22 protein-coding genes, 2 tRNA genes and 1 pseudogene are annotated in these 25,011 nt (G+C 59.0%); 12 read left to right on the top strand and 13 right to left on the bottom strand.

The window, feature by feature from the left end:
- Positions 1–1,101: 1,101 nt before the first annotated feature.
- Positions 1,102–1,815: a UTRA domain-containing protein gene (locus AEQ67_RS00195; RefSeq protein WP_059401940.1), complete on the bottom strand. Its 714-nt coding sequence runs from the start codon at positions 1,813–1,815 to the stop codon at positions 1,102–1,104.
- A 349-nt stretch (positions 1,816–2,164) separates the two neighbouring features.
- Between AEQ67_RS00195 and AEQ67_RS00190 the strand changes: the two genes are divergently transcribed.
- The 6 genes from AEQ67_RS00190 (at position 2,165) to AEQ67_RS00165 (ending at position 7,483) form a co-directional block, all read left to right on the top strand.
- Positions 2,165–3,235 carry an ABC transporter substrate-binding protein gene (locus AEQ67_RS00190; protein ID WP_059401939.1) on the top strand — a complete coding sequence of 357 codons (1,071 nt, stop codon included), beginning with the start codon at positions 2,165–2,167 and terminating at the stop codon, positions 3,233–3,235.
- Positions 3,236–3,373: 138 nt separating this feature from the next.
- Positions 3,374–4,180: an alkaline phosphatase family protein gene (locus tag AEQ67_RS00185; protein WP_059401938.1), complete on the top strand. Its 807-nt coding sequence runs from the start codon at positions 3,374–3,376 to the stop codon at positions 4,178–4,180.
- A 5-nt stretch (positions 4,181–4,185) separates the two neighbouring features.
- Positions 4,186–5,022, top strand: a complete 837-nt coding sequence (locus AEQ67_RS00180) for an ABC transporter permease (protein WP_161807450.1) — start codon at positions 4,186–4,188, stop codon at positions 5,020–5,022.
- The gene (locus AEQ67_RS00175; RefSeq protein ID WP_059401936.1) at positions 5,009–5,809 is read left to right on the top strand and encodes an ABC transporter permease; all 801 of its coding nucleotides are present in this window, start codon (positions 5,009–5,011) and stop codon (positions 5,807–5,809) included. Before AEQ67_RS00180 ends, AEQ67_RS00175 begins: the two co-directional genes overlap by 14 nt.
- Positions 5,806–6,795 carry an ABC transporter ATP-binding protein gene (locus AEQ67_RS00170; RefSeq protein WP_059401935.1) on the top strand — a complete coding sequence of 330 codons (990 nt, stop codon included), beginning with the start codon at positions 5,806–5,808 and terminating at the stop codon, positions 6,793–6,795. The genes AEQ67_RS00175 and AEQ67_RS00170 overlap by 4 nt, the downstream gene beginning before the upstream one ends.
- A 34-nt stretch (positions 6,796–6,829) precedes the next feature.
- A complete protein-coding gene (locus AEQ67_RS00165; RefSeq protein WP_046056551.1) occupies positions 6,830–7,483 on the top strand; it encodes an HAD family hydrolase in 654 nt (217 codons plus the stop codon).
- Positions 7,484–7,588: 105 nt separating this feature from the next.
- On the opposite strand, the gene AEQ67_RS00160 is transcribed toward AEQ67_RS00165, so the two are convergent.
- The gene (locus AEQ67_RS00160; protein WP_059401934.1) at positions 7,589–8,551 is read right to left on the bottom strand and encodes a zinc-binding dehydrogenase; all 963 of its coding nucleotides are present in this window, start codon (positions 8,549–8,551) and stop codon (positions 7,589–7,591) included.
- Between the two features lie 140 nt (positions 8,552–8,691).
- On the opposite strand from AEQ67_RS00160, the gene AEQ67_RS00155 reads away from it, so the two are divergent.
- Entirely contained in the window at positions 8,692–10,773 is a 2,082-nt protein-coding gene (locus AEQ67_RS00155; RefSeq protein WP_177333620.1) for a carboxy terminal-processing peptidase, read from the top strand.
- A 145-nt stretch (positions 10,774–10,918) separates the two neighbouring features.
- Positions 10,919–12,709, top strand: coding sequence for a bifunctional diguanylate cyclase/phosphodiesterase (locus AEQ67_RS00150; RefSeq protein ID WP_059401932.1), 1,791 nt, complete (start codon positions 10,919–10,921; stop codon positions 12,707–12,709).
- 118 nt (positions 12,710–12,827) lie between these two features.
- Here AEQ67_RS00150 and AEQ67_RS00145 read toward each other — a convergent pair whose 3' ends face one another.
- The 8 genes from AEQ67_RS00145 to AEQ67_RS00110 all read right to left on the bottom strand — a co-directional run bounded on the left by AEQ67_RS00145 (position 12,828) and on the right by AEQ67_RS00110 (position 16,971).
- Complete coding sequence (locus tag AEQ67_RS00145) at positions 12,828–13,151, bottom strand: hypothetical protein (RefSeq protein ID WP_059401941.1); 324 nt, start codon at positions 13,149–13,151, stop codon at positions 12,828–12,830.
- A gap of 583 nt (positions 13,152–13,734) precedes the next feature.
- Complete coding sequence (locus AEQ67_RS00140) at positions 13,735–14,142, bottom strand: sel1 repeat family protein (protein WP_059401931.1); 408 nt, start codon at positions 14,140–14,142, stop codon at positions 13,735–13,737.
- Positions 14,143–14,514 carry a hypothetical protein gene (locus AEQ67_RS00135; protein ID WP_059401930.1) on the bottom strand — a complete coding sequence of 124 codons (372 nt, stop codon included), beginning with the start codon at positions 14,512–14,514 and terminating at the stop codon, positions 14,143–14,145.
- Entirely contained in the window at positions 14,511–14,852 is a 342-nt protein-coding gene (locus AEQ67_RS00130; RefSeq protein ID WP_059401929.1) for a helix-turn-helix domain-containing protein, read from the bottom strand. Before AEQ67_RS00130 ends, AEQ67_RS00135 begins: the two co-directional genes overlap by 4 nt.
- 114 nt (positions 14,853–14,966) lie before the next feature.
- Positions 14,967–15,422 (bottom strand): YkvA family protein, encoded by a 456-nt coding sequence (locus AEQ67_RS00125; protein ID WP_059401928.1) that lies wholly within the window; start codon positions 15,420–15,422, stop codon positions 14,967–14,969.
- 295 nt (positions 15,423–15,717) lie between these two features.
- Positions 15,718–16,434, bottom strand: coding sequence for an FKBP-type peptidyl-prolyl cis-trans isomerase (locus tag AEQ67_RS00120; protein WP_059401927.1), 717 nt, complete (start codon positions 16,432–16,434; stop codon positions 15,718–15,720).
- 366 nt (positions 16,435–16,800) lie between these two features.
- Positions 16,801–16,877, bottom strand: a tRNA-Asp gene (locus AEQ67_RS00115).
- Positions 16,878–16,895: 18 nt separating this feature from the next.
- Positions 16,896–16,971 (bottom strand) — tRNA-Val (locus AEQ67_RS00110).
- Positions 16,972–17,131: 160 nt separating this feature from the next.
- Here AEQ67_RS00110 and rdgC point away from each other — a divergent pair.
- From rdgC to sugE, 3 genes are all read left to right on the top strand, one after another.
- Positions 17,132–18,052 (top strand): recombination-associated protein RdgC, encoded by a 921-nt coding sequence (gene rdgC / locus AEQ67_RS00105; protein ID WP_059401926.1) that lies wholly within the window; start codon positions 17,132–17,134, stop codon positions 18,050–18,052.
- A gap of 134 nt (positions 18,053–18,186) precedes the next feature.
- On the top strand, positions 18,187–19,152 hold the full coding sequence (locus AEQ67_RS00100; protein WP_059401925.1) for a bile acid:sodium symporter family protein: 966 nt from the start codon (positions 18,187–18,189) through the stop codon (positions 19,150–19,152).
- A 119-nt stretch (positions 19,153–19,271) separates the two neighbouring features.
- Complete coding sequence (gene sugE, locus AEQ67_RS00095) at positions 19,272–19,586, top strand: quaternary ammonium compound efflux SMR transporter SugE (protein WP_059401924.1); 315 nt, start codon at positions 19,272–19,274, stop codon at positions 19,584–19,586.
- A 125-nt stretch (positions 19,587–19,711) separates the two neighbouring features.
- On the opposite strand, the gene AEQ67_RS00090 is transcribed toward sugE, so the two are convergent.
- The 3 genes and pseudogenes from AEQ67_RS00090 to AEQ67_RS00080 all read right to left on the bottom strand — a co-directional run bounded on the left by AEQ67_RS00090 (position 19,712) and on the right by AEQ67_RS00080 (position 24,144).
- Positions 19,712–21,586, bottom strand: a complete 1,875-nt coding sequence (locus AEQ67_RS00090) for an MFS transporter (RefSeq protein WP_059401923.1) — start codon at positions 21,584–21,586, stop codon at positions 19,712–19,714.
- Between the two features lie 98 nt (positions 21,587–21,684).
- A pseudogene (locus AEQ67_RS00085) lies at positions 21,685–22,835 on the bottom strand (TDT family transporter).
- Between the two features lie 115 nt (positions 22,836–22,950).
- Positions 22,951–24,144 carry an MFS transporter gene (locus AEQ67_RS00080; protein WP_059401922.1) on the bottom strand — a complete coding sequence of 398 codons (1,194 nt, stop codon included), beginning with the start codon at positions 24,142–24,144 and terminating at the stop codon, positions 22,951–22,953.
- Between the two features lie 91 nt (positions 24,145–24,235).
- Here AEQ67_RS00080 and AEQ67_RS00075 point away from each other — a divergent pair, with 91 nt between their 5' ends.
- On the top strand, positions 24,236–24,775 hold the full coding sequence (locus AEQ67_RS00075) for a TetR/AcrR family transcriptional regulator (protein ID WP_059401921.1): 540 nt from the start codon (positions 24,236–24,238) through the stop codon (positions 24,773–24,775).
- Positions 24,776–25,011 lie beyond the last annotated feature (236 nt).

Genomic DNA, 25,011 nt, shown 5'->3' with positions numbered 1-25,011 from the left:
GCGCGTCGGCGCACCGAAACCCTGTAGGAGCCGGCTTGCCGGCGAAGGCGTCGGCATTTTCGATGCAAGGCTCAAAGCCGCCTTCGCTGGCAAGCCAGCTCCTACAAAAACAGCAGCGCATACCTGCTGCTTTTCACCACTCAACAGGTCGAGCGTTAGCTCGCCTTCAGCTCTTGACCTTGATCCACCCGCCCCTTCGCTGACAAGCGCCTACAGTGACGTATTAAATGAATGCCCTGCGCGTCGGCGCACCGAAACCCTGTAGGAACCGGCTAGCCGGCGAAGGCGTCGGCATTTTCGATGCAAGGCTCAAAGCCGCCTTCGCTGGCAAGCGCCTACAGTGGCGTATTGAATGAATGCCCAGCGCGTCGGCGCACCGAAACCCTGTAGGAGCCGGCTTGCCGGCGAAGACGTCGGCATTTTCGATGCAAGGCTCAAAGCCGCCTTCGCTGGCAAGCCAGCTCCTACAGAAACAGCTGCGCATACCTGCTGCTTTTCACCACTCAACAGGCCGAGCGTTAGCTCGCCTTCAGCTCTTGACCTTGATCCACCCGCCCCTTCGCTGGCAAGCGCCTACAGTGACGTATTAAATGAATGCCCTGCGCGTCGGCGCACCGAAACCCTGTAGGAGCCGGCTTGCCGGCGAAGGCGTCGGCATTTTCGATGCAAGGCTCAAAGCCGCCTTCGCTGGCAAGCCAGCTCCTACAAAAACAGCAGCGCATACCTGCTGCTTTTCACCACTCATCAGGCCGAGCGTTAGCTCGCTTTCAGCTCTTGATCTTGATCCACCTGCCCCTTCGGAAGGCTGAGTGGAGGTGTGCATCCGGGGGTGGGCGCGCAGCGCCGTTCGGCGCAGCCGAACACATCGAGAAGAGGTCGTCGCGAAGCAGACCGGAGGCGATGCCCCCGGATGGACACCGGAGCGAAGGTACGCCGACCCTAAGCGAGGGGCCGGACGCTGGGGCAAGACTTTTTGGTTCCTTTTGTGGCGTCTGACAAAAGGGACTCGCCGTAAGGGCGAAACCCCAAGCCGCCGTTACCGCAGCAACGGATATACACCCAAATCACCCAAGAGCCTGGTCGGCCCAAAGGCCGCCAAGGTCAAACCACATCAACCCCAACGTGAATCGCATCATGCCGCCAAAACTCCAGATCACAATCGATCAACCGCTCATGCTGATCATAATTAACCCGAGCAATGCGCAGTCCAGGACTCCCCACCGACACCCGTAAAGCCGCCGCCGCATCCACCGACAACGCCGTCGGCACAATCTCGAAACGCACCCGCCCATAGTGCAAATCGTAATGCCGCGCATACAACTCAGTAATCGACTGATTCAAATCAAAATCCAGAATCCCAGGGAAATACTGTGGATTCAGATAGTGCTCCACATACAACACCAACCGCCCATCGATGCGCCGCGCCCGACAAACCTGAATCACACTCGACAACGCCGGCAACTGCAACCAGGCACACACCGCCGCCGACGCAGGCTGCAACCGCGCCGAAATCACCTCAGTGGACGGCACCCGCCCCTGCGCGCTGACCATCGCGTGAAAGTGACTGCGCTGCATCAGGTTATAAGCCAGGCGCGGCGGCGACACGAACCAGCCACGGCGCTCCTCGCGATAAATCTGCCCTTGGGCTTCCAACTGCAACAACGCCTCACGCACGGTAATCCGCGTGGTCCCGAACAACTCACTGAGCTTGCGCTCGGCCGGCAACTTGCTTCCAGGCGCCAACAGCCCGTGGTCGAGCTGTTCCTGAAGCACCTGCCCGATGGCTGTCACCGCTTTGGTTGTCTCGATGCGCATCAACGTTACCTATCTGGACTAGACCAGCACTGTTTCGGGGCGGAACCGCGATTCAAATCGGCGCCATCAATTGCCTGCAAGCCTAGGCACTGCACATGACTGGCAGATGACAAAGCCGCCGAACGGTTGAGCCAGACACCTGCAATTTAACAGCCAAGTCCTTCTATATCAGCCTTTTAACCATGGTCTACGCTTAACTCGCACCCTGAGTATTGCAGCACAGGAAATATGGGCAGACCGGTCGTCGACATCAAAATGTCATCCAACCCGCCTAAATTGGCTCAGGTATTGCTGACCTAGACCAACACAACCGCAATCGCAGCGTTGAAAACGCCCAAAGGAGCTTCGGATGAAACAGCTTTTCCTGGCATCACTGTTAGGCTCGACCATTGCCATGTGCACCGCCGCCATGGCCGCTGATACCGACTTGAAAACCCTGGAAGCCGCGGCGAAAGCGGAAGGTGAGGTCAACAGTGTCGGCATGCCCGATAACTGGGCCAACTGGAAAGGCACCTGGGACGACCTGGCCAAGAACTACGGCCTGAAGCACATCGACACCGACATGAGTTCGGCTCAGGAAATCGCCAAGTTCAAAGCGGAAAAGGACAACGCCAGTGCTGACATCGGCGACGTCGGTGCCGCCTTCGGCCCGATCGCCATCAAGCAAGAGGTTTCACAGCCTTACAAACCGAGCACCTGGGATCAGGTGCCAGCCTGGGCCAAAGACAAAGACGGTCATTGGGCCCTGGCCTATACCGGCTCCATCGCTTTCATTATCAACAAGACACTGCTGCACGGCTCCGACGTACCCAAGAGCTGGGCTGATCTTGCAAACGGCAAGTACAAGGTTTCCATCGGTGACGTGAGCACCTCCGCCCAGGCCATCAACGGCGTACTGGCAGCGGCCCTCTCCAAGGGCGGCGACGAAAAGAACATTGAACCAGGCCTGTTGTTCTTCGCCGACATCGCCAAACAAGGGCGCCTGTCGATGACCGACCCGGTGATTGCCAGCATGGAAAAGGGTGAAATCGAAGTCGGCGTGGTCTGGGACTTCAACGGCCTGAGCTATAAGGCCAAGATGGTCAATCCAGATGACTACATCGTCCTGATTCCATCCGATGGCTCGGTGATTTCCGGTTACACCACCATCATCAACAAATACGCCAAGCACCCGAACGCCGCCAAACTGGCGCGTGAGTACATCTTCAGCGACGAAGGCCAGACCAACCTGGCACGCGGCAATGCGCGTCCGATCCGTGCCGAGCACCTGAAACTGCCGGCCGATGTACAGGCCAACCTGTTGCCGAACGAGCAGTACAAAAACGTAACGCCGATCAAGGACGCCGATGTTTGGGAGAAAACCTCCAAGTCCGTGCCTCAGAAGTGGCAGGAAGAAGTCATCGTCAACATGAAGCAGTAACACTGAAACCCTTGTAGGAGCGAGGCTTGCCCGCGAAGACGGACTGACATTCAACATTGATGTTGGCTGAAAGTCCGCCTTCGCGAGCAAGCTTCGCTCCTACAGGTTTTCGACGGCACACACGGAGTCATCGCCCCTATGAAGCACAACGTCATCCTTGTCGTGCTCGACGGCCTCAATTACGAAGTCGCGCGCCACGCCATGGGACACCTGCAGGCGTACGTCGGCGCAGGACGCGCGGCGCTCTACAAACTGGAGTGCGAACTGCCGGCCCTGTCCCGACCGCTTTACGAATGCATCCTCACCGGCGTCACGCCGATCGACAGCGGCATCGTCCACAACAACGTCTCGCGCCTGTCCAACCAGCGCAGCATCTATCACTACGCCCGCGATGGCGGGTTGAAAACTGCGGCGGCGGCCTATCACTGGGTCAGCGAGCTGTACAACCGTTCGCCATTTATTGCCGCCCGGGATCGTCACACTGACAACCCCGAGCTGCCGATCCAGCACGGTCATTTTTACTGGAACGATCACTACCCGGACTCGCACCTGTTCGCCGACGCGGAAAACCTGCGCCTGCGCCATACGCCGAATTTTCTGCTGGTCCACCCCATGAACATCGACGACGCCGGGCACAAGCACGGCCTCGACACCGCGCAATACCGCAACAGCGCCCGCTCGGCCGACATCATCCTCGCCGACTACCTGCAAGGCTGGCTTGACGCCGGTTATCAGGTGCTGGTGACTGCCGACCACGGCATGAACAATGACCGCTCTCACAATGGCCTGTTGCCAGAGGAGCGTGAAGTACCGCTGTTCGTGCTCGGCGATGCCTTCAGTTTCAACGCCAGCGCCGCACCGAAACAGACAGAAATCTGCGGCACCGTCTGCGAACTGCTCGGCGTGGCCCACGACAAACCTGTGTGCCGGGAGCTGCTCAAGTGAACTTCATGACCCGTGGCAAATGGCTGGCAGTGCTGTGCCTGGTGCCCTTCACACTGTTCTTTATCGTGTTCGAGATCGCCCCGCTGTTCTGGGTGATGATCAACAGCGTGCAATCGGAAGAGTTCGGCTGGGGCCTGGCCAACTTCAGCAAGATCTTCACCTCGAAGTTCTACTTGCAGGCGATCCAGTACAGCCTCGAGATCAGTTTTTGGTCAAGCGTATTCGGAATCATCATCGCCGTGCTCGGCGCTTATTCACTGCGCCGGGTCGATTCGAAACTGCGCAACTTCGTCAACGCCTTTGCCAACATGACCAGCAACTTTACCGGCGTACCGTTGGCCTTCGCCTTCATCATTCTGCTGGGCTTCAACGGCGCCTTCACCCTACTGCTCAAGCAGGCCGGGATCATTCAGGATTTCAACCTGTACTCGAAAACCGGGCTGATCCTGCTGTACACCTACTTTCAGATTCCGCTGGGCGTGTTGCTGCTGTACCCGGCCTTCGACGCCCTGCGCGAAGATTGGCGTGAGTCTGCCGCGCTGCTGGGCGCTAACGGCTGGCAGTACTGGCGGCACATCGGATTACCGGTGCTGACCCCAGCACTGCTCGGCACGTTCGTGATTCTGCTGGCCAACGCCCTCGGCGCCTACGCCACGGTGTACGCCCTGACCACCGGCAACTTCAACGTGCTGACGATCCGCGTCGCGGCGATGGTGTCCGGCGATATTTCCCTGGACCCATACATGGCCAGTGCCCTGGCCGTGGTGCTGGTGGCGTTGATGACCCTGGTGACCGTCGTGCATCAGCTGCTGTTAAAGAGGAGTTACCATGTCTCGCGCTGATCTGGGCCCTGTCGGTGTCTATCACCGGGTGGTGGTGTATTTGCTGTTCGCCATCCTGTTGTTGCCGCTGGCCGGCACGTTGATCTACTCGCTCTCCACCAGTTGGTCGGCAACCATCTTGCCCAGCGGCTTCACCCTCAAATGGTACACACAACTGTGGAGCGATCCGCGCTTCCTGCATGCCTTCGGGCAGTCGCTGCTGGTGTGCGTCGGTGCACTGATTCTGTCGGTGGTGCTGATTCTGCCGCTGCTGTTCGTGGTGCATTACCACTTCCCGAAACTCGACGCGCTGATGAACATCCTGATCCTGCTGCCCTTCGCGGTGCCGCCGGTGGTGTCATCGGTGGGGCTGTTGCAGCTCTACGGTTCGGGGCCGCTGGCGATGGTCGGCACGCCGTGGATCCTGATCGGTTGCTACTTCACCGTGGCGCTGCCGTTCATGTACCGGGCGATCACCAACAACCTGCAAGCGATCAACCTGCGCGACCTGATGGACGCCGCCCAACTGCTCGGTGCCAGCACCTGGCAAGCGGCGTTCCTGGTGGTGCTGCCGAACTTGCGCAAGGGTCTGATGGTGGCGTTGCTGCTGTCGTTCTCGTTCCTGTTCGGCGAGTTCGTGTTCGCCAACATCCTCGTCGGCACGCGCTACGAAACCCTGCAGGTCTACCTCAACAACATGCGCAACAGCAGCGGTCATTTCACCAGTGCGCTGGTGATTTCCTACTTCTTCTTTGTGCTGGTCCTGACCTGGGTTGCCAATATCTTGAACAAGGACAAAAGCGAATGAGCTACGTGAGCGTCCAACACCTTCAGAAGAATTACGCGGGCACCCCGGTGTTCAGCGACATCAACTGCGAAATCCAGAAGGGCGAATTCGTCACCCTCCTCGGCCCGTCGGGTTGCGGCAAGTCCACGCTGCTGCGCTGCATCGCCGGGCTGACGTCGGTGGATGGCGGCAAGATCCTGCTCGATGGTGTCGATATTGTGCCGTTGAGCCCACAGAAACGTGGGATCGGCATGGTGTTCCAGAGCTACGCGCTGTTCCCCAACATGACCGTGGAGCAGAACGTCGCGTTCGGTTTGCGCATGCAAAAGGTCAACGCCGACGACAGCCAAAAACGCGTCGCCGAAGTGCTGAAACTGGTGGAGCTCAATGATTTCGCCGCCCGTTATCCGCATCAATTGTCCGGTGGCCAATGCCAGCGGGTCGCGCTGGCTCGCTCCCTGGTCACCCGGCCACGCCTGTTGCTGCTGGATGAACCGCTATCGGCCCTGGATGCGCGGATTCGCAAGCACTTGCGCGAACAGATCCGTCAGATCCAGCGCGAACTAGGGCTGACCACGATCTTCGTCACCCACGACCAGGAAGAAGCCCTGACCATGTCTGACCGCATTTTCCTGATGAATCAGGGAAAAATCGTACAAAGCGGCGACGCCGAAACCCTGTACACGGCGCCGGTCGATGTCTTCGCTGCCGGCTTCATCGGCAACTACAACCTGCTGGACGCCGACAGCGCGACGAAATTGCTGCAACGGCCGATCAACCACCGCATCGCGATTCGCCCGGAAGCCATCGAACTGAGTTTGAACGGCGAGCTCGACGCGCAAGTGCGCAGCCACAGCCTGCTGGGCAACGTGATTCGCTACCGGGTCGAGGCTCGGGGTGTGGAATTGGTGGTAGACGTGCTGAACCGCTCGGCGGCCGATTTGCATCCCGATGGTCAGCGCCTGGCACTTTCCATCGATCCGACGGCCCTGTGTAAGGTAGCCTGATGCCCTTGCTGATGTTGAAGAGAGAACTGCACTGATGGCCCTGGCAATTTTTGATCTGGACGAAACCCTGATTCACGGCGACTGCGCCACCCTCTGGAGCGAGCAAATGGGCCGCCTGGGCTGGGTCGATCCCGAGTCGTTCATGCGTCAGAACAACGAACTGATGGACGCCTACAGTCACGGCAAATTGCGCATGGAGGAATACATGACCTTCAGCCTCGAGCCGATGATTGGCCGCACACCGGAAGAGGTCGACCATCTGGTCGGGCCTTGGGTGGAAGATTTCATCGAACCGATCATTTTCAGCGATGCCACCAAAGCCATCGCCGCTCATCGCAAGGCCGGTGACCGGATCCTGGTGATCTCCGCCTCGGGTACGCACCTGGTCAGGCCGATTGCCGATCGTTTGGGCATCGACGAAATTCTCGGCATCGAACTGGAAGTGACGCACGGTGTTTATAGCGGCAACACCGTTGGCACCCTGACCTACCGCGAAGGCAAGATCACGCGCCTGCTGGAATGGCTGGATGCGGAAGAAGAAAACCTGGAAGGCGCGAGTTTTTATTCCGACTCACGTAACGATTTGCCGCTGTTGTTGAAGGTCGATTTCCCACACGTGGTGAACCCGGATCCGGTGCTGCTTGAGCACGCCGAAAAAGCCGGCTGGCCCATCCACCTCTGGAAGTAATCGAAAATCAATGTGGGAGCGCGGCTTGCCCGCGATGAACGGTGACGCGGTTTAACTGATACACCGCGTCGTCTGAATCGCGGGCAAGCCACGCTCCCACAAAGGTCACACCAGGCTTTCGTCAATCACCAACACCAACTTCCCCGCCACCTTGTTCGTCGCCAACTCGGCAAACGCCGCTTCGGCGTCCTTGATCGGGAAGGTCCTGGCCAACTGCGGACTCAACCGTCCCTCGGCAAACAACGGCCACACATGCTGGCTAAGATCACTGAACAAATCCGCCTTGAACTGCTCGTCGCGACTGCGCAAAGTCGAACCCAGCAGTTGCACACGCTTGGCCAGCACCTGCGCCAGATCCAGCTTCGCCTCACGGCCGCCCATCAGGCCGATCAGTACCCAACGGCCATCGCGGGCCAGCAACTTCAGATTCAGCTCAGCGTAGTTGCCACCCACCGGATCGAGAATCACATCGAACGGCCCCAGATCATTCAAACTCTGCAGATCCCCATTGCGCACCACCCCGCCCTGGGCTCCCAGCGCTTCACAATAAGCCAGACGCTCGGCGGAACCGACGCTGACCCAGCACGGGTTGCCAAACGCCTTGCACAGCTGAATGGCAGCTGAACCAATTCCACTTGCTCCGGCGTGCAGCAAAACTTTCTCACCCGGTTTGAGCGCAGCCAGTTGAAACAGATTCAGCCAGACGGTCGCGTACACTTCCGGTAGCGCCGCCGCTTCGGCCAGCGACATTCCGTCGGGAACCGGCAACACATGCCGTCCGTCGACAACCACCTCTTCGGCCATCCCGCCCCCGGCCAGCAAGGCGCAGACCCGATCACCGACCTGCCATGACGACCCCGCACCGACCTCGCTGATCACCCCCGAGCACTCAAGACCCAATACCTGACTGGCCCCCGGCGGTGGCGGATAAAGGCCAGCCTTCTGTAATAAATCGGCGCGATTGAGACCCGCTGCCGCCACGCGAATGCGAACTTGCCCTACATCGCATGTAGGACTCGGCTCTTCAAGCCACTCCACTTGACCGTCAACGCCTTGCAATGCTTTCACAGTGCCTCCATAGTGAGTCTGGACTGAGCCCGTAGCTGTAGCGCCGGGCTTTCTTGCATTATGTGACCGGCCCTTTGTGGAACCGGCGACTTCAAAGACGGCCTAATATGCGTGATCAATTGTCCCCGCGTCGAATCAGCATGAAGCATCTGTTCCCCAGCACCGCCCTAGCCCTATTTATTGGTATCGGCCTGTTGCCGATGTCGAGCAATACGTTCGCAGCAAATAGCTGGGACAAGCTTCAGCCTGATCGTGACGAAGTGATCGCCAGCCTGAACGTTGTCGAGTTGCTCAAGCGCCATCACTACAGCAAGCCGCCACTCGATGATGCGCGCTCCGTGATCATCTATGACAGCTACCTCAAGCTGCTGGATCCGTCGCGCAGCTACTTCATGGCCAGCGACATTGCCGAATTCGACAAGTGGAAGACCCAGTTCGACGACTTCCTCAAAAGTGGCGACCTGAACGCCGGGTTCACCATCTACAAGCGCTACCTGGACCGCGTCAAAGCGCGTCTGGACTTTGCCCTTGCCGAGCTGAACAAGGGTGTCGACAAGATCGACTTCACCACCAAGGAAACCTTGCTGATCGATCGCAAGGACGCTCCGTGGCTCAAGTCCACCGCCGAGCTCGACGACCTGTGGCGCAAACGCGTCAAGGACGAAGTGCTGCGGATGAAGATCGCCGGCAAAGAGCCCAAGCAGATCCAGGAAACCCTGACCAAGCGCTACAAGAACCAATTGGCGCGCCTGGACCAGACCCGTCCGGAAGACATCTTCCAGGCGTACATCAACACCTTCGCCATGTCCTACGACCCGCACACCAATTATCTGTCGCCGGATAACGCGGAGAACTTCGACATCAACATGAGCCTGTCCCTCGAGGGCATCGGCGCCGTGTTGCAGAGCGATAACGACCAGGTGAAAGTCGTGCGCCTGGTGCCGGCAGGTCCGGCCGACAAGACCAAGCAGGTTGCACCGGCCGACAAGATCATCGGCGTTGCCCAAGGCAACAAAGAGATGGTCGACGTGGTGGGCTGGCGCCTGGACGAAGTGGTCAAGCTGATCCGTGGTCCGAAAGGCACCGTGGTGCGCCTGGAAGTGATCCCGGCCAGCAATGCGCCGAACGACCAGACCACCAAGATCGTGCCGATCACCCGTGAAGCGGTGAAGCTGGAAGATCAGGCCGTGAAGAAGTCGGTGCTGAACCTGAAACAGGATGGCAAGGACTACAAGCTCGGCGTCATCGAGATCCCGGCCTTCTACCTCGACTTCAAGGCCTTCCGCGCTGGCGATCCGGACTACAAGAGCACCACTCGCGACGTCAAGAAACTGCTGACCGAGTTGCAGAAAGACAAAGTTGACGGCGTGGTCATCGACCTGCGCAACAACGGCGGCGGTTCCCTTCAGGAAGCCACCGAACTGACCAGCCTGTTCATCGACAAAGGTCCGACCGTTCTCGTGCGTAACGCCGATGGCCGGGTCGATGTGCTGGAAGATGAAAACCCGGGTGCGTTTTACAAAGGCCCGATGGCGTTGCTGGTCAACCGCTTGTCCGCCTCGGCTTCGGAGATTTTTGCCGGCGCCATGCAGGACTACCACCGTGCGCTGATCATCGGCGGCCAGACCTTCGGCAAAGGCACCGTGCAGACCATTCAGCCGCTGAACCATGGCGAACTGAAACTGACCCTGGCCAAGTTCTACCGGGTTTCCGGGCAGAGCACCCAGCATCAGGGCGTACTGCCGGACATCGACTATCCGTCGATCATCGACACCAAGGAAATCGGTGAAAGCGCGCTGCCGGAAGCCATGCCGTGGGACACCATCCGCGCGGCCATCAAGCCTGCGGTCGACCCGTTCAAACCGTACATCTCGCAGCTCAAGTCCGAGCATGATCTGCGTTCGGCCAAAGACGCGGAGTTCGTGTTTATCCGCGACAAACTGGCCCTGGCACAGAAACTGATGGCGGAAAAAACCGTCAGCCTCAATGAAGCCGACCGTCGTGCCCAGCACGCCGATATCGAAGCCAAGCAACTGGCGATGGAAAACATCCGTCGCAAAGCCAAAGGCGAAGAACCGCTCAAAGAGCTGAAGAAAGAAGACGAAGACGCGATCGCGGCCGAGCCGGACAAGACCAAACCAGAAGACGATGCCTACCTGAGCGAGACCGGGCGGATTCTGTTGGACTACCTGAAACTCAACACCGCGGTAGCCAAGCACTAAGTGGTTACTAGCAAAATGATGGCAATTTAATGCTGACGCTCCCCGGAGCGTCATCAAATAGTCATCATTCTGTCGTGAAATAAAGGGCTGGAGCACCTCTTGTCAAGAGCGTGATCCCAGCCCTTTTTTTCGCCCCGAGATTGCCATGACCACGACAGAACAGCTGAGTGCCTTGAGTTCCATACTGGCTCAAAGCGGCTTGCACAGCCTGTTCCAGCCGATCATTTCTCTCTCTGAGCGACGCATTGTCGGCTACGAAGCCCTGACCCGCGGCCCGTCCAACAGCCCGCTGCACTCCCCCATCGCACTGTTCGCCGTCGCCCGCCAGGCCGGTCGCCTGAACGAGCTGGAGATCGCATGCCGCGAAAGTGCCTGTCGACGTTTCAACGAACAACAGCTACCGGGCAAGCTGTTCCTCAACGTCTCCCCGGAATCCCTGCTTGAAGCCGCCCACCAGCCTGGACGCACGTTGCAACTGCTGCAGGATTTTGGCATTCCGCCGAGCCAAGTGGTGATCGAACTCACCGAACAAACCCCGACCGACGATTTCCAGCTGCTGCAAAACGCGCTGCATCACTACCGGGCGATGGGTTTTTCGATTGCGCTGGATGATCTGGGGGCGGGCTATTCGAGCCTGCGGCTCTGGTCCGAGTTGCGGCCGGATTACGTGAAGATCGACCGGCATTTCATCGATGGCATTCATCAGGACGCCCTCAAACGCGAGTTTGTCGGTTCAATCCTGCAAATCGCCAAGGCCTCACGGGCGCAGGTGATCGCCGAAGGCATCGAGTTACCGGAAGAGCTTGCGGTGTTGACCGAGATGGGCGTCGATCTGGTCCAGGGTTATCTGCTTTGTCGGCCTCAAGAGCAGCCGCCTCGGGACGCCCGGACCTTGATGCCCAAACAGGACAGCTCCGCGGTGATGCTGAACGACGAAGGCAGCGACCTCAGCGCCCTGCTCAATGACCAACCGGCGGTGGATCGCGACACTCCGACCGCCACCGTGCTGGAAGCCTTCCGCCGCCAGGCCAACCTCAACTCCCTGGCCGTCCTCGACGAACAAGGCCAGCCCTGCGGCATCGTCCACCGGCATTCGCTCTCGGACGCGCTGCTCAAGCCGTTTGCGACCGACCTGTTCGCCCGCAAACCGATCAGCCGCCTGATGAACGACGACTTCCTCGCCGTGGAAATGAGCCAATCGCTGCAACAGGTCAGCCGCCTGATCACCAGCCGCGCGCGGCAGCGCATTGAAGAAGACTTCATCATCACCCTCAACGGCGGCTATTTGGGATTGGGTCGGGTCATCGACGTGCTCAAACTGATCACCGAACTGAAGATCCAGCAAGCCCGCTACGCCAATCCACTGACGTTGCTGCCGGGCAACGTGCCCATCCAGCAATGCCTGACGCGGCTGCTGCAACAGCAACGGGAATCAGTGATCTGCTACGTGGACATCGACAGCTTCAAACCCTTCAACGACATCTACGGCTACGGCCGTGGCGATGAAGTCCTGCTGTGTCTGGCGCAATGCCTGAATGATCGCGTCGATCCATCCCGCGACTTCGTCGGCCATATCGGCGGCGATGACTTTCTGCTGGTACTCGGCCCGGAAGACTGGCGCAAACGTTTGAACCAGTTGCTGGATGATTTCCAGAGCCAATGTCGGCGTTTTTACCGCAGCGAACACTTGGAGGCGGGCTGCTTTATCGCGCCGAACCGCCAGGGTGTGCGTCAGGAATTTGCGCTGCTGTCACTGTCGATCGGCGTGGTGCATTTGCATCCACAGGCCTGTGGACAACTCGATGCGAGCCAATTGGCGGAAATGGCTTCACAGGCCAAGCACCACGCGAAGAATGTGCCGGGGTATAGCGTGCATGTGATTGATAGCCTGGCGATGCCGTCAGCTGAGGAGGCGTTGGTTGCCGGGCATCGGTGATTGCCTTCCGAAAAAAGATCGCAGCCTTCGGCAGCTCCTACAGGGAATGGCGTACATTCTGTAAGAGCTGCCGAAGGCTGCGATCTTTTGATCCCGCTTCTTCAAATAGCTCCTCCGGCTATTCCGACGACCGTGCCCTCAACCGCCGCCCCAGAACATCCAGCACATCACAGCCATCGCGCAACGGAATGGCGCAGAGCAAAGCAAAATCACTAAGAATGAACGACTGGCACTCAATCGAGCCGCGCATGGACAGGTTCTCCATCACCTGGGTGACGGCCTGAATCCGGTAGCTGGCAGCGTCATACAAAACATCGAGCGGCGCGTGGGTGTCGACGAACAGGGTCGGCATGTCGTCGCAGTTGCTGGTGAGCGCCATGAAGCGGTTTTCGGGATGGGGGATTGGTTTTACGTAGGGTGGATCGGGGTGAAGATTTTTCATTTTTAAAACCTCTGGTAGAAGTGGAGCTTCCATCGGCCTTCCTACAGGCTTGGGTGGCAGCTATACGCGGGGTAGGAATATCGAGACCAGAGAACTCGACCACGCCGAAGCGTGCCCGCGCACAGCCGCCGCAACTGATCTTACGGACGCACGTTGACGGCCGCAATTCAGGTGTCGACGCCAAGGCGCCTTCTCTAGTATTGAAGGGTTCCTACACCCCATCACTGAGTTTTCAGTGACAACCAGAGACTATCGATGGGACACAATTCCCACCAGTTCATGGAAACCGCTACAACTTGAAGGAAATTTCCGACGACCTTGCCCAGAAATTTCGAACCTCAATCAAAAGGCCACATCAATCCTATCCGCGGTGAGCTCTATAAATTTTTCGCGCAGAAAATAGAGCGCGCGAGACTTTGCGGGGGATCAGGAAGGAAAGAAGTCAGGAAAGGAGGATGTTTGTGTAGGGTTATTCGCCAAATAACAATCTTCAAATAACAATCTTCAAACAACACTCGAGCCAAAACGCAAACGTGGCGAGAGGTTTCCCTCACGCCACGTTTGTTTGTCGGTAAGCAAGTGTCTAATCTGCAGAACCGCGAGACGCCAGCTCTTTCAACTTGATCTCCGCCAACGGATGCCCGGCCTTCGCAGCCATCTCCCAAAACCGCGCCGCCTCAGCCGGATCCGGCGCCTTGCTTGGCGTTCCGGCCATGCTGATGACGCCCACCTGATACGCCGCCTTGCCATCGCCCGCCAGCGCCGCCAGGCGCAGCAATCGCACACCTTCCTCACGAGCCCCAAGACCGACGCCGCGAAAGGTCAGGATGTGGCCATAGAAGCTTTGAGCGCCGACATCACCCAGGTTGGCCATGCGCGCGAACTGGCCTTCGAGCCAGCGCCAGCCTCGGGGCTGGCGCACAAACCACGACCAGTGAAACAGCCTGCGGGCCAGCCAGTAACCGGCCCGCGCCTTGAGTCGTAAAAACACTCAGGCCTCCGCCGACTCGGGGTACTCGTATTCGAACACTCGCACCACTTCCGAGGCATGCCAGGAGGCCGCGGCGATGCCATCGGAAGGACCGGAGAAACGCCCGAGGCGTTCGACACATTCAAAGAAACCGGTGCGCGGCAGGCGGCTGGCGCCCTGGCTGATCACCAGCGAACTGCGCAAGGGTTGTTCGGCTTTGGCATCCAGCGCGGCCAGGTGCTCAAGGGCAGCGGTCAGGGTTTGCATCGCTGGCGTCGGCAGCTGCAACCGCTCCAGCAACGCGCGATAGGTCAGAAGGTGACGCTGGCGGCGTGCCTGATCCAGCTCGCCCAGCAACCCGTCCCAATGTTGACGACTGATGCGTACGCTCACGATTCATCCCTCCACCCTGGCACCGTCAATTCCCAGGCCAGGCTGCGGCGAATCGCAGCGTCGGGTTGACGCTCGCCATTTTCAATCAAGGCCAGATAAGACGGGCTGATGCCTACCGTGCGGGCGAGCGCCTCGATGGCGATGCCCTTCCCTTCGCGCAAACTGCGTAGTTGATCCAGCCCCGGAAGAATCGGGTCTGGTGTCGTCGCGGGACGCTCTGGGGCAACCCGCGACGGTTGCTCATTGATGCCTGCTGCTTTCAGTAGAGCCTGATACTGAGCCCATGGCAGAACCGCATACTCGGGCTCGCCTTCGCGTGTGATTATCTGAATATCCATGACTTCCCCGTAGGACAACGACACTTAGCGAGTCGGCACTTTTCCCTAGAAGTGTAATCCTAACAGCGGCCAAGGTGGCGAGGGGTTTGAATATAAGGATGATCCTGAATCGGCTCAGTTTTTCTTCGGGCCCTGGAGTTGGAGTTGCTCGGGGGTATCGGGCAGGCGCTCGACCACGGCGAGCTTCTCCGGCAGCTGACGTTTGCGCCAGGCGCGGAAGGCGTTGAGCTCGTCATCAAGGACTTTCATCAGCCAGGCCAGCACGGCGATGTCGTCGAGCATGCCGAACACCGGGATGAAATCCGGAATGGCGTCCACCGGACTGAGGAAGTACATCAGGCCGGCCACGACCGAGATCAGGGCCTTGGGGCTGATCGCCCGGTACTCGCCGCGCCAGTAAGCCAGGCAGAGTGCCTGCAACAAGCGCAGATCGTCTTTCAGTTTGCCCAGCCGGTTGCCCTGGCTGGCGCCTTTGCTGGCCACTGCGAACAGCAGGGTCGGTAAACGTCCACGTGCGAGCAGGCGTCCGGCCAGTGGCAGGAAACGTGCAAAATTCCAGGGTGCTTTCATCATTCCTCCCGCTGAAATGTTATCCACACAAATTGTGGATAACCTTGTGAACAGAGCTGCATTTCACGCCTGAGAGCCCCGTTTTATATGGGCCTGACTCAGATCGGGCGTTTTTTACTCACCTAAAAAAACCCAAGATTTCATTGACTTGGCGCTCTGGCGCGGCTAGCACGGGCGTCCACAATGGCTATGACTCCAGCCTACAGCATCCGTTCGCTTTGTTTACCCCTTGCCGAACGCCAGATGCAACAACGCCCCGCATAAAGCGAGGCGTTGTTTTTAGAGCTGACGCAAATTACTTCGCAGCGTCGTCTTGTTTTGCCGGATCTTTGATCGCCAGCAGTTCCAGGTCGAATACCAGCACCGAGTTGGCTGGAATCGCCGGGCTTGGGCTTTGCGCGCCGTAAGCCAGTTCGCTTGGAATGTACAGTTTGTACTTCTCGCCAACGTGCATCAGTTGCAGGCCTTCGACCCAACCCGGAATCACACCGCTGACCGGCAGATCGATCGGGCTGCCGCGCTCGACGGAGCTGTCGAACACGGTGCCATTGGTCAGGGTGCCGGTGTAGTGAACAGTCACTACGTCGGTCGGCTTAGGCTGTGCGCCATCGGCCTTCTTGACCACTTCGTATTGCAGGCCCGAAGCGGTGGTGGTTACACCGGCTTTCTTGGCGTTGTCTTCGAGGAATTTCTTGCCGGCGGCTGCCGACTCTTCGCTCATTTTGGCCATACGCTCTTCAGCACGCTTCTGCAGTGCTGCGAAGGCTTCGACCAGTTCGTCGTCTTTCAGCTTCTGTTCTTTCTTGCCGACGGCATCTTCGATGCCCTGGGCTACGGCCTTGGAATCCAGATCATCCATGCCTTCCTGAGCCAGGCTCTTGCCCATGTTCAGGCCAATCCCGTAGGAAGCTTTTTGCGCCGGGGTTTTCAGCTCTACGCTGGTCTGCGAGTCACAACCCGCAAGTACCAGGCTAACCAGGGCCACCGCCGCCGCCAACCGATGCTGTTTCATGCTATTTCCTTGTTCATGCGCCTAAAGGGCAATCGAGTAAAGCCGCGAGCTTATCAGGCGGCCACGACCAATGGCTACCGGCATGAGAGCAGGAAACTTCTGATAAGTTCAGGTGTTTTAACGCATTTCCGGATTCGGAGGATGAAGTTTCTGTCATCTTCGGCTGTAGGAGTGAGCTTGCTCGCGAAGGTCGTCAACGATGACGTGGTACTGGCAGACACTGCGGTGCTCTCTGGTTTTTCGCGAGCGAGCTCGCTCCTACAGAGGGCGCTGCCCGACAATGCCAAACCCCAGACAGAAAAAAACCCGCATCAAGCGGGCTTTTTCCGTGGTGACCTGGCGTTCAGCGTTCCAGGTTACCGAATATGGCGCAGCGGACGGGACTCGAACCCGCGACCCCCGGCGTGACAGGCCGGTATTCTAACCGACTGAACTACCGCTGCGCGTAACATTGAAACGAATGGTGGGTGATGACGGGATCGAACCGCCGACATTCTGCTTGTAAGGCAGACGCTCTCCCAGCTGAGCTAATCACCCTTCGCTTCGGTGTGGCGCGCATTCTACGGAGCGACCCCACCTCTGGCAAGCACTTTTTTAAATAATTTTCTCAGCCCTTCCAAAGGCTTAGAGAAGGGTTGGCCTATGGCACCGCGAAGAGAATAATGCCCCCCTTTGTATATAAGGAGAGACTCACCCCATGTGGTTCAAAAACCTGCTTATCTATCGCCTGACCCAAGATCTGCCTTTTGATGCCGAGGCGTTGGAAACTGCACTGGCCACCAAACAGGCGCGTTCATGTGCAAGCCAGGAGTTGACCACCTACGGTTTCGTTGCACCGTTCGGCAAGGGCGAAGATGCGCCGCTGGTGCACATCAGCGGCGACTTCCTGCTGATCGCCGCCCGTAAAGAAGAACGCATTCTGCCGGGTAGCGTCGTACGTGACGCCGTAAAGGAAAAGGTCGAAGAGATCGAAGCCGAACAGATGCGCAAGGTCTATAAGAAGGAGCGTGATCAGATCAAGGATGAAATCATCCAGGCCTTCCTGCCGCGCGCCTTTATCCGTCGCTCGTCGACCTTCGCCGCCATCGCGCCGAAACAGGGCCTGATCCTGGTCAACTCGGCCAGCCCGAAACGCGCCGAAGACCTGTTGTCGACCCTGCGCGAAGTGATCGGCTCGCTGCCGGTACGTCCGCTGACCGTGAAGATGTCCCCGACGGCGACCATGACGGAATGGGTCACCACCCAGAAAGCCGCGGACGATTTCTTCGTGCTGGACGAGTGCGAACTGCGCGACACCCACGAAGACGGCGGCATTGTGCGTTGCAAGCGTCAGGACCTGACCAGCGAAGAAATCCAGCTGCACCTGAGCACCGGCAAAGTCGTCACTCAGCTGTCGTTGGCCTGGCAGGACAAGTTGTCGTTCATGCTCGACGACAAGATGACGGTCAAGCGCCTGAAGTTCGAAGACCTGCTGCAGGATCAGGCGGAACAGGACGGTGGCGACGAAGCCCTCGGCCAACTGGACGCCAGCTTCACCCTGATGATGCTGACCTTCGGCGACTTCCTGCCAGCGCTGGTTGAAGCGTTGGGCGGCGAAGAAACACCGCAAGGGATCTAAGCCCGGCGGTGACTTTTGTAGGAGCTGGCTTGCCAGCGAAGGCGTCGAAATGCCTTGTGTATTACTTGAGGGCCTCTTCGCTGGCAAGCCAGCTCCTACAGAACCTGTGTTGTTCTCATAATAAGGATCAGGCCATGCGTGCACTGGCTGCATTAAGCCGCTTTGTCGGCAACACCTTCGCTTACTGGGTACTGATTTTCGCCGTCGTGGCGTTCCTGCAACCGACGTGGTTTATCGGCCTGAAAGGCGCGATCGTGCCGTTGCTGGGGCTGGTGATGTTCGGCATGGGCCTGACCCTCAAACTCGAAGACTTCGCCGAAGTCGCTCGCCATCCGTGGCGCGTGGCCCTGGGCGTGGTCGCGCATTTCGTGATCATGCCGGGTGTGGCGTGGTTGCTCTGCCAGGCTTTTCATCTGCCACCGGAAATCGCCGTCGGCGTCATCCTGGTCGGCTGCTGCCCAAGTGGCACCTCGTCGAATGTGATGACCTGGCTGGCTCGCGGCGACCTGGCGCTGTCGGTGGCCATTGCCGCCGTCACCACCCTCCTCGCCCCGCTGCTGACCCCGGCGCTGATCTGGCTGTTGGCGTCGGCGTGGTTGCCGGTGTCTTTCATGGAGCTATTCTGGTCGATCCTGCAAGTGGTGCTGCTGCCAATCGTCCTCGGCGTGGTTGCTCAGCGCCTGTTGGGTGAGCGGGTTCGCCATGCAGTAGAAGTGTTGCCACTGATTTCGGTGGTGAGCATCGTGATCATCGTGACCGCCGTGGTCGCCGCCAGCCAGGCGAAGATCGCCGAATCCGGCCTGTTGATCATGGCCGTGGTGATGTTGCATAACAGCTTCGGCTATTTGCTGGGTTACTTCACCGGGCGCCTGTTCAAGTTGCCATTGGCCCAACGCAAATCCCTGGCCCTGGAAGTCGGTATGCAGAACTCCGGGTTGGGCGCCGCGCTGGCCAGTGCGCACTTCTCGCCGCTGGCGGCGGTGCCGAGCGCATTGTTCAGCGTCTGGCACAACATTTCCGGCGCGCTGCTGTCGACGTATTTCCGGCGGATGAGCGAGAAAGAAGACCGCAAAATTGCCGCACAACAAGCAGCCGACTAATCCGAAAACTTGATCCTCGGGTTAATGATGGGCACTCTATTGCGCAACGCGAGGACGACCTCGCGGCTCGATCGAGTCATTAATCTGGGGACGACCCCGTCAATCGATGGAGGTCATTCATGTCCTGGATCATTCTGTTTTTCGCCGGCCTGTTCGAAGTCGGCTGGGCCGTCGGCCTGAAATACACCGACGGTTTCAGCCGCCCTCTCCCCACCGCGTTGACCGTTACCGCCATGGCCATCAGCCTTGGCTTGCTTGGTCTTGCCATGAAGGAATTACCGCTGGGCACGGCTTATGCGATCTGGACCGGTGTGGGTGCTGTCGGCACGGTGATTGCCGGGATCATTCTGTTTGGTGAATCGATGGCGCTGTTTCGACTGGCGAGTGTGGCGTTGATTATTGCCGGGTTGGTTGGGCTCAAGGTTAGCGCCTAGGCCTCTGGCGCCATCGCGGGCAAGCCCGGCTCCCACAAGGATTGAAGGTGTGTCCACAATATGTGGCACACCCCAAATCCTGTGGGAGCCGGGCTTGCCCGCGATGAGGCCCGCACAGTCACTGACTATCTAACCGCCCCACGCAAATCCCCCACCAACGCTTGCAACTTCGCCGGCTCCGCCACCTCGACGGCCACCGCCGGCCCCGCCACCAACGTCACCCGCGACCACAACCGGCGAAACAAACCCTTGCCCGGATCGCGGCTGAAGAAACTCCCCCACAACCCCTGCAACGCTAACGGAATCACCGGCACCGGCGTCTCTTCGAGAATCCGCGTCAACCCGCCCTTGAACTCGTTGATTTCGCCATCGGCCGTCAATTTGCCCTCAGGGAAAATGCACACCAGTTCGCCATCCTTCAGATACTGGGCAATTCGCGTGAAGGCCCTTTCGTAGATCTGAATGTCTTCCTGGCGCCCGGCGATCGGAATCGTCCCGGCCGTGCGAAAGATGAAGTTCAGCACCGGCAGGTTGTAGATTTTGTAATACATCACAAAGCGAATCGGCCGACGCACCGCCCCGCCAATCAACAACGCATCGACGAACGACACGTGATTGCACACCAGCAACGCCGCGCCTTCATCGGGAATCAAATCCAGATTGCGATGCTCCACGCGGTACATGGAATGGCTGAGCAGCCAGATCATGAAACGCATGCTGAACTCGGGGACGATTTTGAAGATGTAAGCGTTGACGCCGATGTTCAGCAGCGACACCACCAGGAACAACTGCGGAATCGACAGCTTGACCATGCTCAGCAAGACGATCGAGACAATCGCCGACACCACCATGAACAGCGCGTTGAGAATGTTGTTGGCAGCGATCACCCGCGCCCGCTCGTTCTCGGGCGTGCGCGACTGGATCAGCGCATAGAGCGGCACGATGTAGAAACCACCGAAAATCCCCAGGCCGAGAATATCAATCAGTACCAGCCAGGTGTGGCCAAAACCGAGGACTTCGATCCAGCCATGGCCCGCGACGCTGTCCGGGATTCCACCGGAATGCCACCACAGCAGCAAGCCAAACACCGTCAGGCCGAAAGAGCCGAACGGCACCAGACCGATTTCGACTTTACGTCCGGACAATTTCTCGCAGAGCATCGAACCAAGTGCAATACCGACCGAGAACACGGTCAGAATCAGCGTCACCACGGTTTCGTCGCCGTGCATCCACTCCTTGGCATACGCCGGAATCTGCGTCAGGTAAATCGCCCCGACAAACCAGAACCACGAGTTGCCGACAATCGAGCGCGACACCGCCGGGGTTTGCCCCAGGCCCAGCTTCAACGTGGCCCAGGACTGGCTGAAAATGTTCCAGTTCAGGCGCATTTCCGGCGACGCGGCCGCCGCCCGAGGAATGCTGCGACTGGCCAGGTAGCCGAGCACCGCGACACCGATGATCGCCGTGGAAACGATGGGTGCGTAATGCGCGGACGACATCATGATCCCGGCGCCAATGGTCCCGGCGAGGATCGCCAGAAAGGTGCCCATTTCCACCAGCCCGTTGCCACCCACCAGTTCGTCTTCACGCAGGGCTTGGGGCAGGATCGAGTATTTCACCGGTCCGAACAGCGCCGAGTGGGTGCCCATGGCGAACAGCGCCACCAGCATCAGCGACAGGCGATCGAACATAAAACCGACCGCGCCCACCGCCATGATGGCGATTTCCCCGAGCTTGATCAGACGGATCAGCGCGTCCTTGGCGAACTTCTCGCCGAACTGCCCGGCCAGCGCCGAAAACAGGAAGAACGGCAGGATGAACAACAACGCACACAGGTTGACCCAGATTGAGCGATCACCGTCGATGGTCAGCTTGTACAAAATGGCGAGAATCAACGACTGCTTGAAGATGTTGTCGTTGAACGCCCCGAGCGACTGCGTGACGAAGAACGGCAGGAAGCGCCGGGTGCGTAGCAAGGTGAACTGTGAGGGGTGACTCATCTTCCGTGTTTCCCTGATGTTGGCTAGCGAGTGGCGTGGATACTGTTATTGGAATGTCGAACGCCGATCCAGGCCACACATTACCTAATCCTGGCCGGTTATTTCTTTAATCCTGCTATGCACGGCGAGACAAACAACCCGCCCCCCATGCGCCCTGCACCGTGCGTTTGGCGACGACCAGCCACATCACCGCCAGCAACGCCACCAGCACACAGCCAAAGGCACTGAAAAATGTCAGGTTCAAGGTGCTGGCCAGTTTCAACGTTGCCAGAGAATAGACGCCCAACGGGCACGTGAAGCCCCACCAGCCGAGGTTGAAGGGAAGACCGACGCGCAAGTAACGCACGGTAATCAGCACCGCGATCAGCATCCACCACAGGCCGACCCCCCACAGCGTGATCCCCGCCACCAGCCCTAACCCGGCGGCAATTTCACCGATGCCCGGCAGACCGTTGGCAGCGAAAATGGCTGGTGCGTCGGCGCCCAGCAGCAACATGCCCAACGCGCCGGTGCCGATGGGTCCGAGCGCCAGCCAGCTAGAAGCCGCCATGTTTTCGTGGGGCAATTTATGCAACGCCATGCGCAGCAACAGGATCGTCAGAATGCTGAACGCAACCGGTAGGGAAAATGCCCACAGTACGTAGCTGGTCACCAGCATCACCAGTTGCGAATGGGCATCGGCCAGGTGCGGCGCCAGCAGACCACCGCTGGCAGCGGCCACTTCCGCAGCCACCACCGGCAACAGCCAAACGGCGGTCATCTGATCGATGCTGTGCTCCTGCCGGGTGAACATCATGTACGGGATCAGCACGCCGCAGGCCAGCGACATCGCCACATCCAGCCACCACAGCACTTCGGCAAGATCAATCACGCCCTCGCCCCAACGCGGCAAACCGAACACCAGAAAACCATTGATGATAGTCGCCAGGCCCATGGGGATGGTGCCGAAGAACATCGAGACCGTGGAGTGCCCGAAAATCCGCCGCGCCTCATCGAAAAACAGCGTCCAACGCGCCGCGTAGAGTGCCGTGAACAAAACGAACAGAAAGATGTTGAACAGCCAAAGCCCTTCGGCGATCCCGTGCAAAACCGGGTTGGCCACGGGCAATTGCGCCAGTGCCAGCGCGAGCACACCGGTGCCCATGGTGGCGGCGAACCAGTTCGGGGTGAACTGGCGGATGACTTCACGCGGGTGCTGTAAATGACTGAAGGGTTTGAAAGTGGCTGGGGCGCTGTTAGGGCATGTCATGGCGAACTCCTGTCCTCTGGTGAGGTAGAGCTCATGGTAGAACCGAATCGAATATCTATATAACGGGTAATATCTCTAACTGTTATCTGTTTTGCCTATATAGCTTCAGCCTCGATCATCCAACATCGGCGCTACAGACTTTGACCGACCGTTGGCGCACCAGTCCAAACAGCGCCACCAGGGATAGCAAGATCAATGCCGCGCCATAACCATCGGTGGTTGCCACCAGCCCGAAGGTTCGCGTCAGGTTCCCCGCCAGCAACGACGGCAAACAGAACGCCAGGTAACTGAGCACGTAGTACGCCGACATCAATCCAGCCCGCTCATGCGGCAGCGCCAGCGGGACCAGGCTGCGTACCGCTCCCAGGAAACCAGCGCCGAATCCGCAACCGGCCACCAGTGTTCCAGCGAAAAACAAGGTCAGGCTGGCGTTGTGCACGCCCAGTAAAATCAATACGAGCCCCGCTGGCAGGGAGGTGCCGCCCAGCAACAGCCCGTTGGCGGCTGGCCGATTGCGCAGGGTGAAGATCATCAGCGCGCCAGTCACCGTCAAGGCCGCCACGGCCGATCCGCCGATCAGGTTTGAAGTCGAACCGGTAGCCGTGCGCAGCAGCGAGGGGGCAAGGGATGCAAAAAAACCACCGAGCGCCCAGGTCGCGGTATTCAGTGGCAACACCCGCCACAGCGTGGAGCGCGCCTGGATCGGCACATGCAACGTCGGACGCAGCGAAGCCCACGCCCCCGGTTGCGAGCTGACGCTTTCCGGCAAGTGCCAGACGTACAGCGCCTGGATAAAAAACAAAGCCAAGAGCACCCAATAGGTCAACTGCAAGGGCAGCGGCGCGAACTCGGCCAGCAAGCCGCAGCCCATTGCGCCCGCCGCCATGCCCAGCAACGGCGCAACGCTGTTGATCAGCGGCCCTTGCTGACGATCGGTGTCCAGCAGCGCCGCACTCAATACGGCCGTGGCCATTCCGGTAGCAAAGCCCTGAAGCACCCGAGCGCTGATCAACCAAGCGACGCTGTCGGCATTGATAAACAGCAGCATCGCCAGAATATTCAGCACCACCGCCGTGAAAATCACCGGTTTGCGCCCCAGATGATCCGAGAGCGAACCGACCGTGAGCAGCGCCGCCAGCAAGCTGATGGCGTAGACACCGAAAATCAGGGTCAGGGTCGCCGCCGAGAACTGCAGGTGTTCCTGATACAAGTGATACAACGGCGTCGGTGCGGTGGAAGCGGCGAGAAAACTGAGTAAGGTGATCGCCAGAAACCACAGGCTTGCACGGTTTGAAACAGAACGGGACATGGGCACACTCCGCAAAAGCTAACTTTTTGCTTTTGCGGAGTGTGCTACTGACCTTCGCTTAAAGCAAATTCTTTGTGTTAAGGTCCGATTCATGGCTATTAAAGAAGGTTTACGCCCCGGCGGCAGAAGCGCCCGGGTGCAAGAGTCGGTTCACTCGGCCGTTCGCAATCTCCTCGAAGAGCAGGATCGCGCCACCGTGACCGTCCCTCAAATCGCCGCTCGCGCGGGGGTCACGCCGTCGACGATTTACCGGCGCTGGGGCGATCTGTCGGTGCTGTTGGCGGACGTTGCCCTCGCCCGCCTGCGCCCTGAAAGCGAACCGGCCGATACCGGCAGCCTGCGCGGTGATGTGCGTGCCTGGGCGGAGCAGTATCTGGATGAGATGAGTTCCGAACCCGGCCGCAACATGCTTCGCGATGTGCAATGCAGCACCACACCGGCCGTTTGCGCGACCCTCATTGGCGGGCAGTTGCAGACAATTCTGGATCGTTACCCTGATCAGCCGAAGCCGAGCGTTGATCGGCTGATCAACCTGGTGGCGGCGCCCACGGTGTTCCGCATCCTGTTTTCGGCGGCGCCGCTGGAGGTTGAGGAGTTGCATCAGTTGATCGAGATTGCGCTGAGTCAGTAACGACGCCTTCGCGGGCAAGCCCGCTCCCACAGGGATCTTCGGTGTGCATACTATTTGTCACTCACAGGAGATTACTGTGGGAGATTGCGCTGAGTCAGTAACGACGCCTTCGCGGGCAAGCCCGCTTGTATGGTAGGACTTGAAGGGAGGAGGAGGGACAAAGCCCGATTCTGACTGTTGACGCAGTACAGATCCGTGGGAGATTTCGCCTCTCCTCCTTTCACCCAAGCGCCGAT

Source organism: Pseudomonas sp. RIT-PI-q (assembly GCF_001297125.1).
GTDB lineage: Bacteria > Pseudomonadota > Gammaproteobacteria > Pseudomonadales > Pseudomonadaceae > Aquipseudomonas.
The sequence above is the reverse complement of the archived record's forward strand: the minus strand, read 5'-3'. Positions and strand labels throughout refer to the sequence as shown.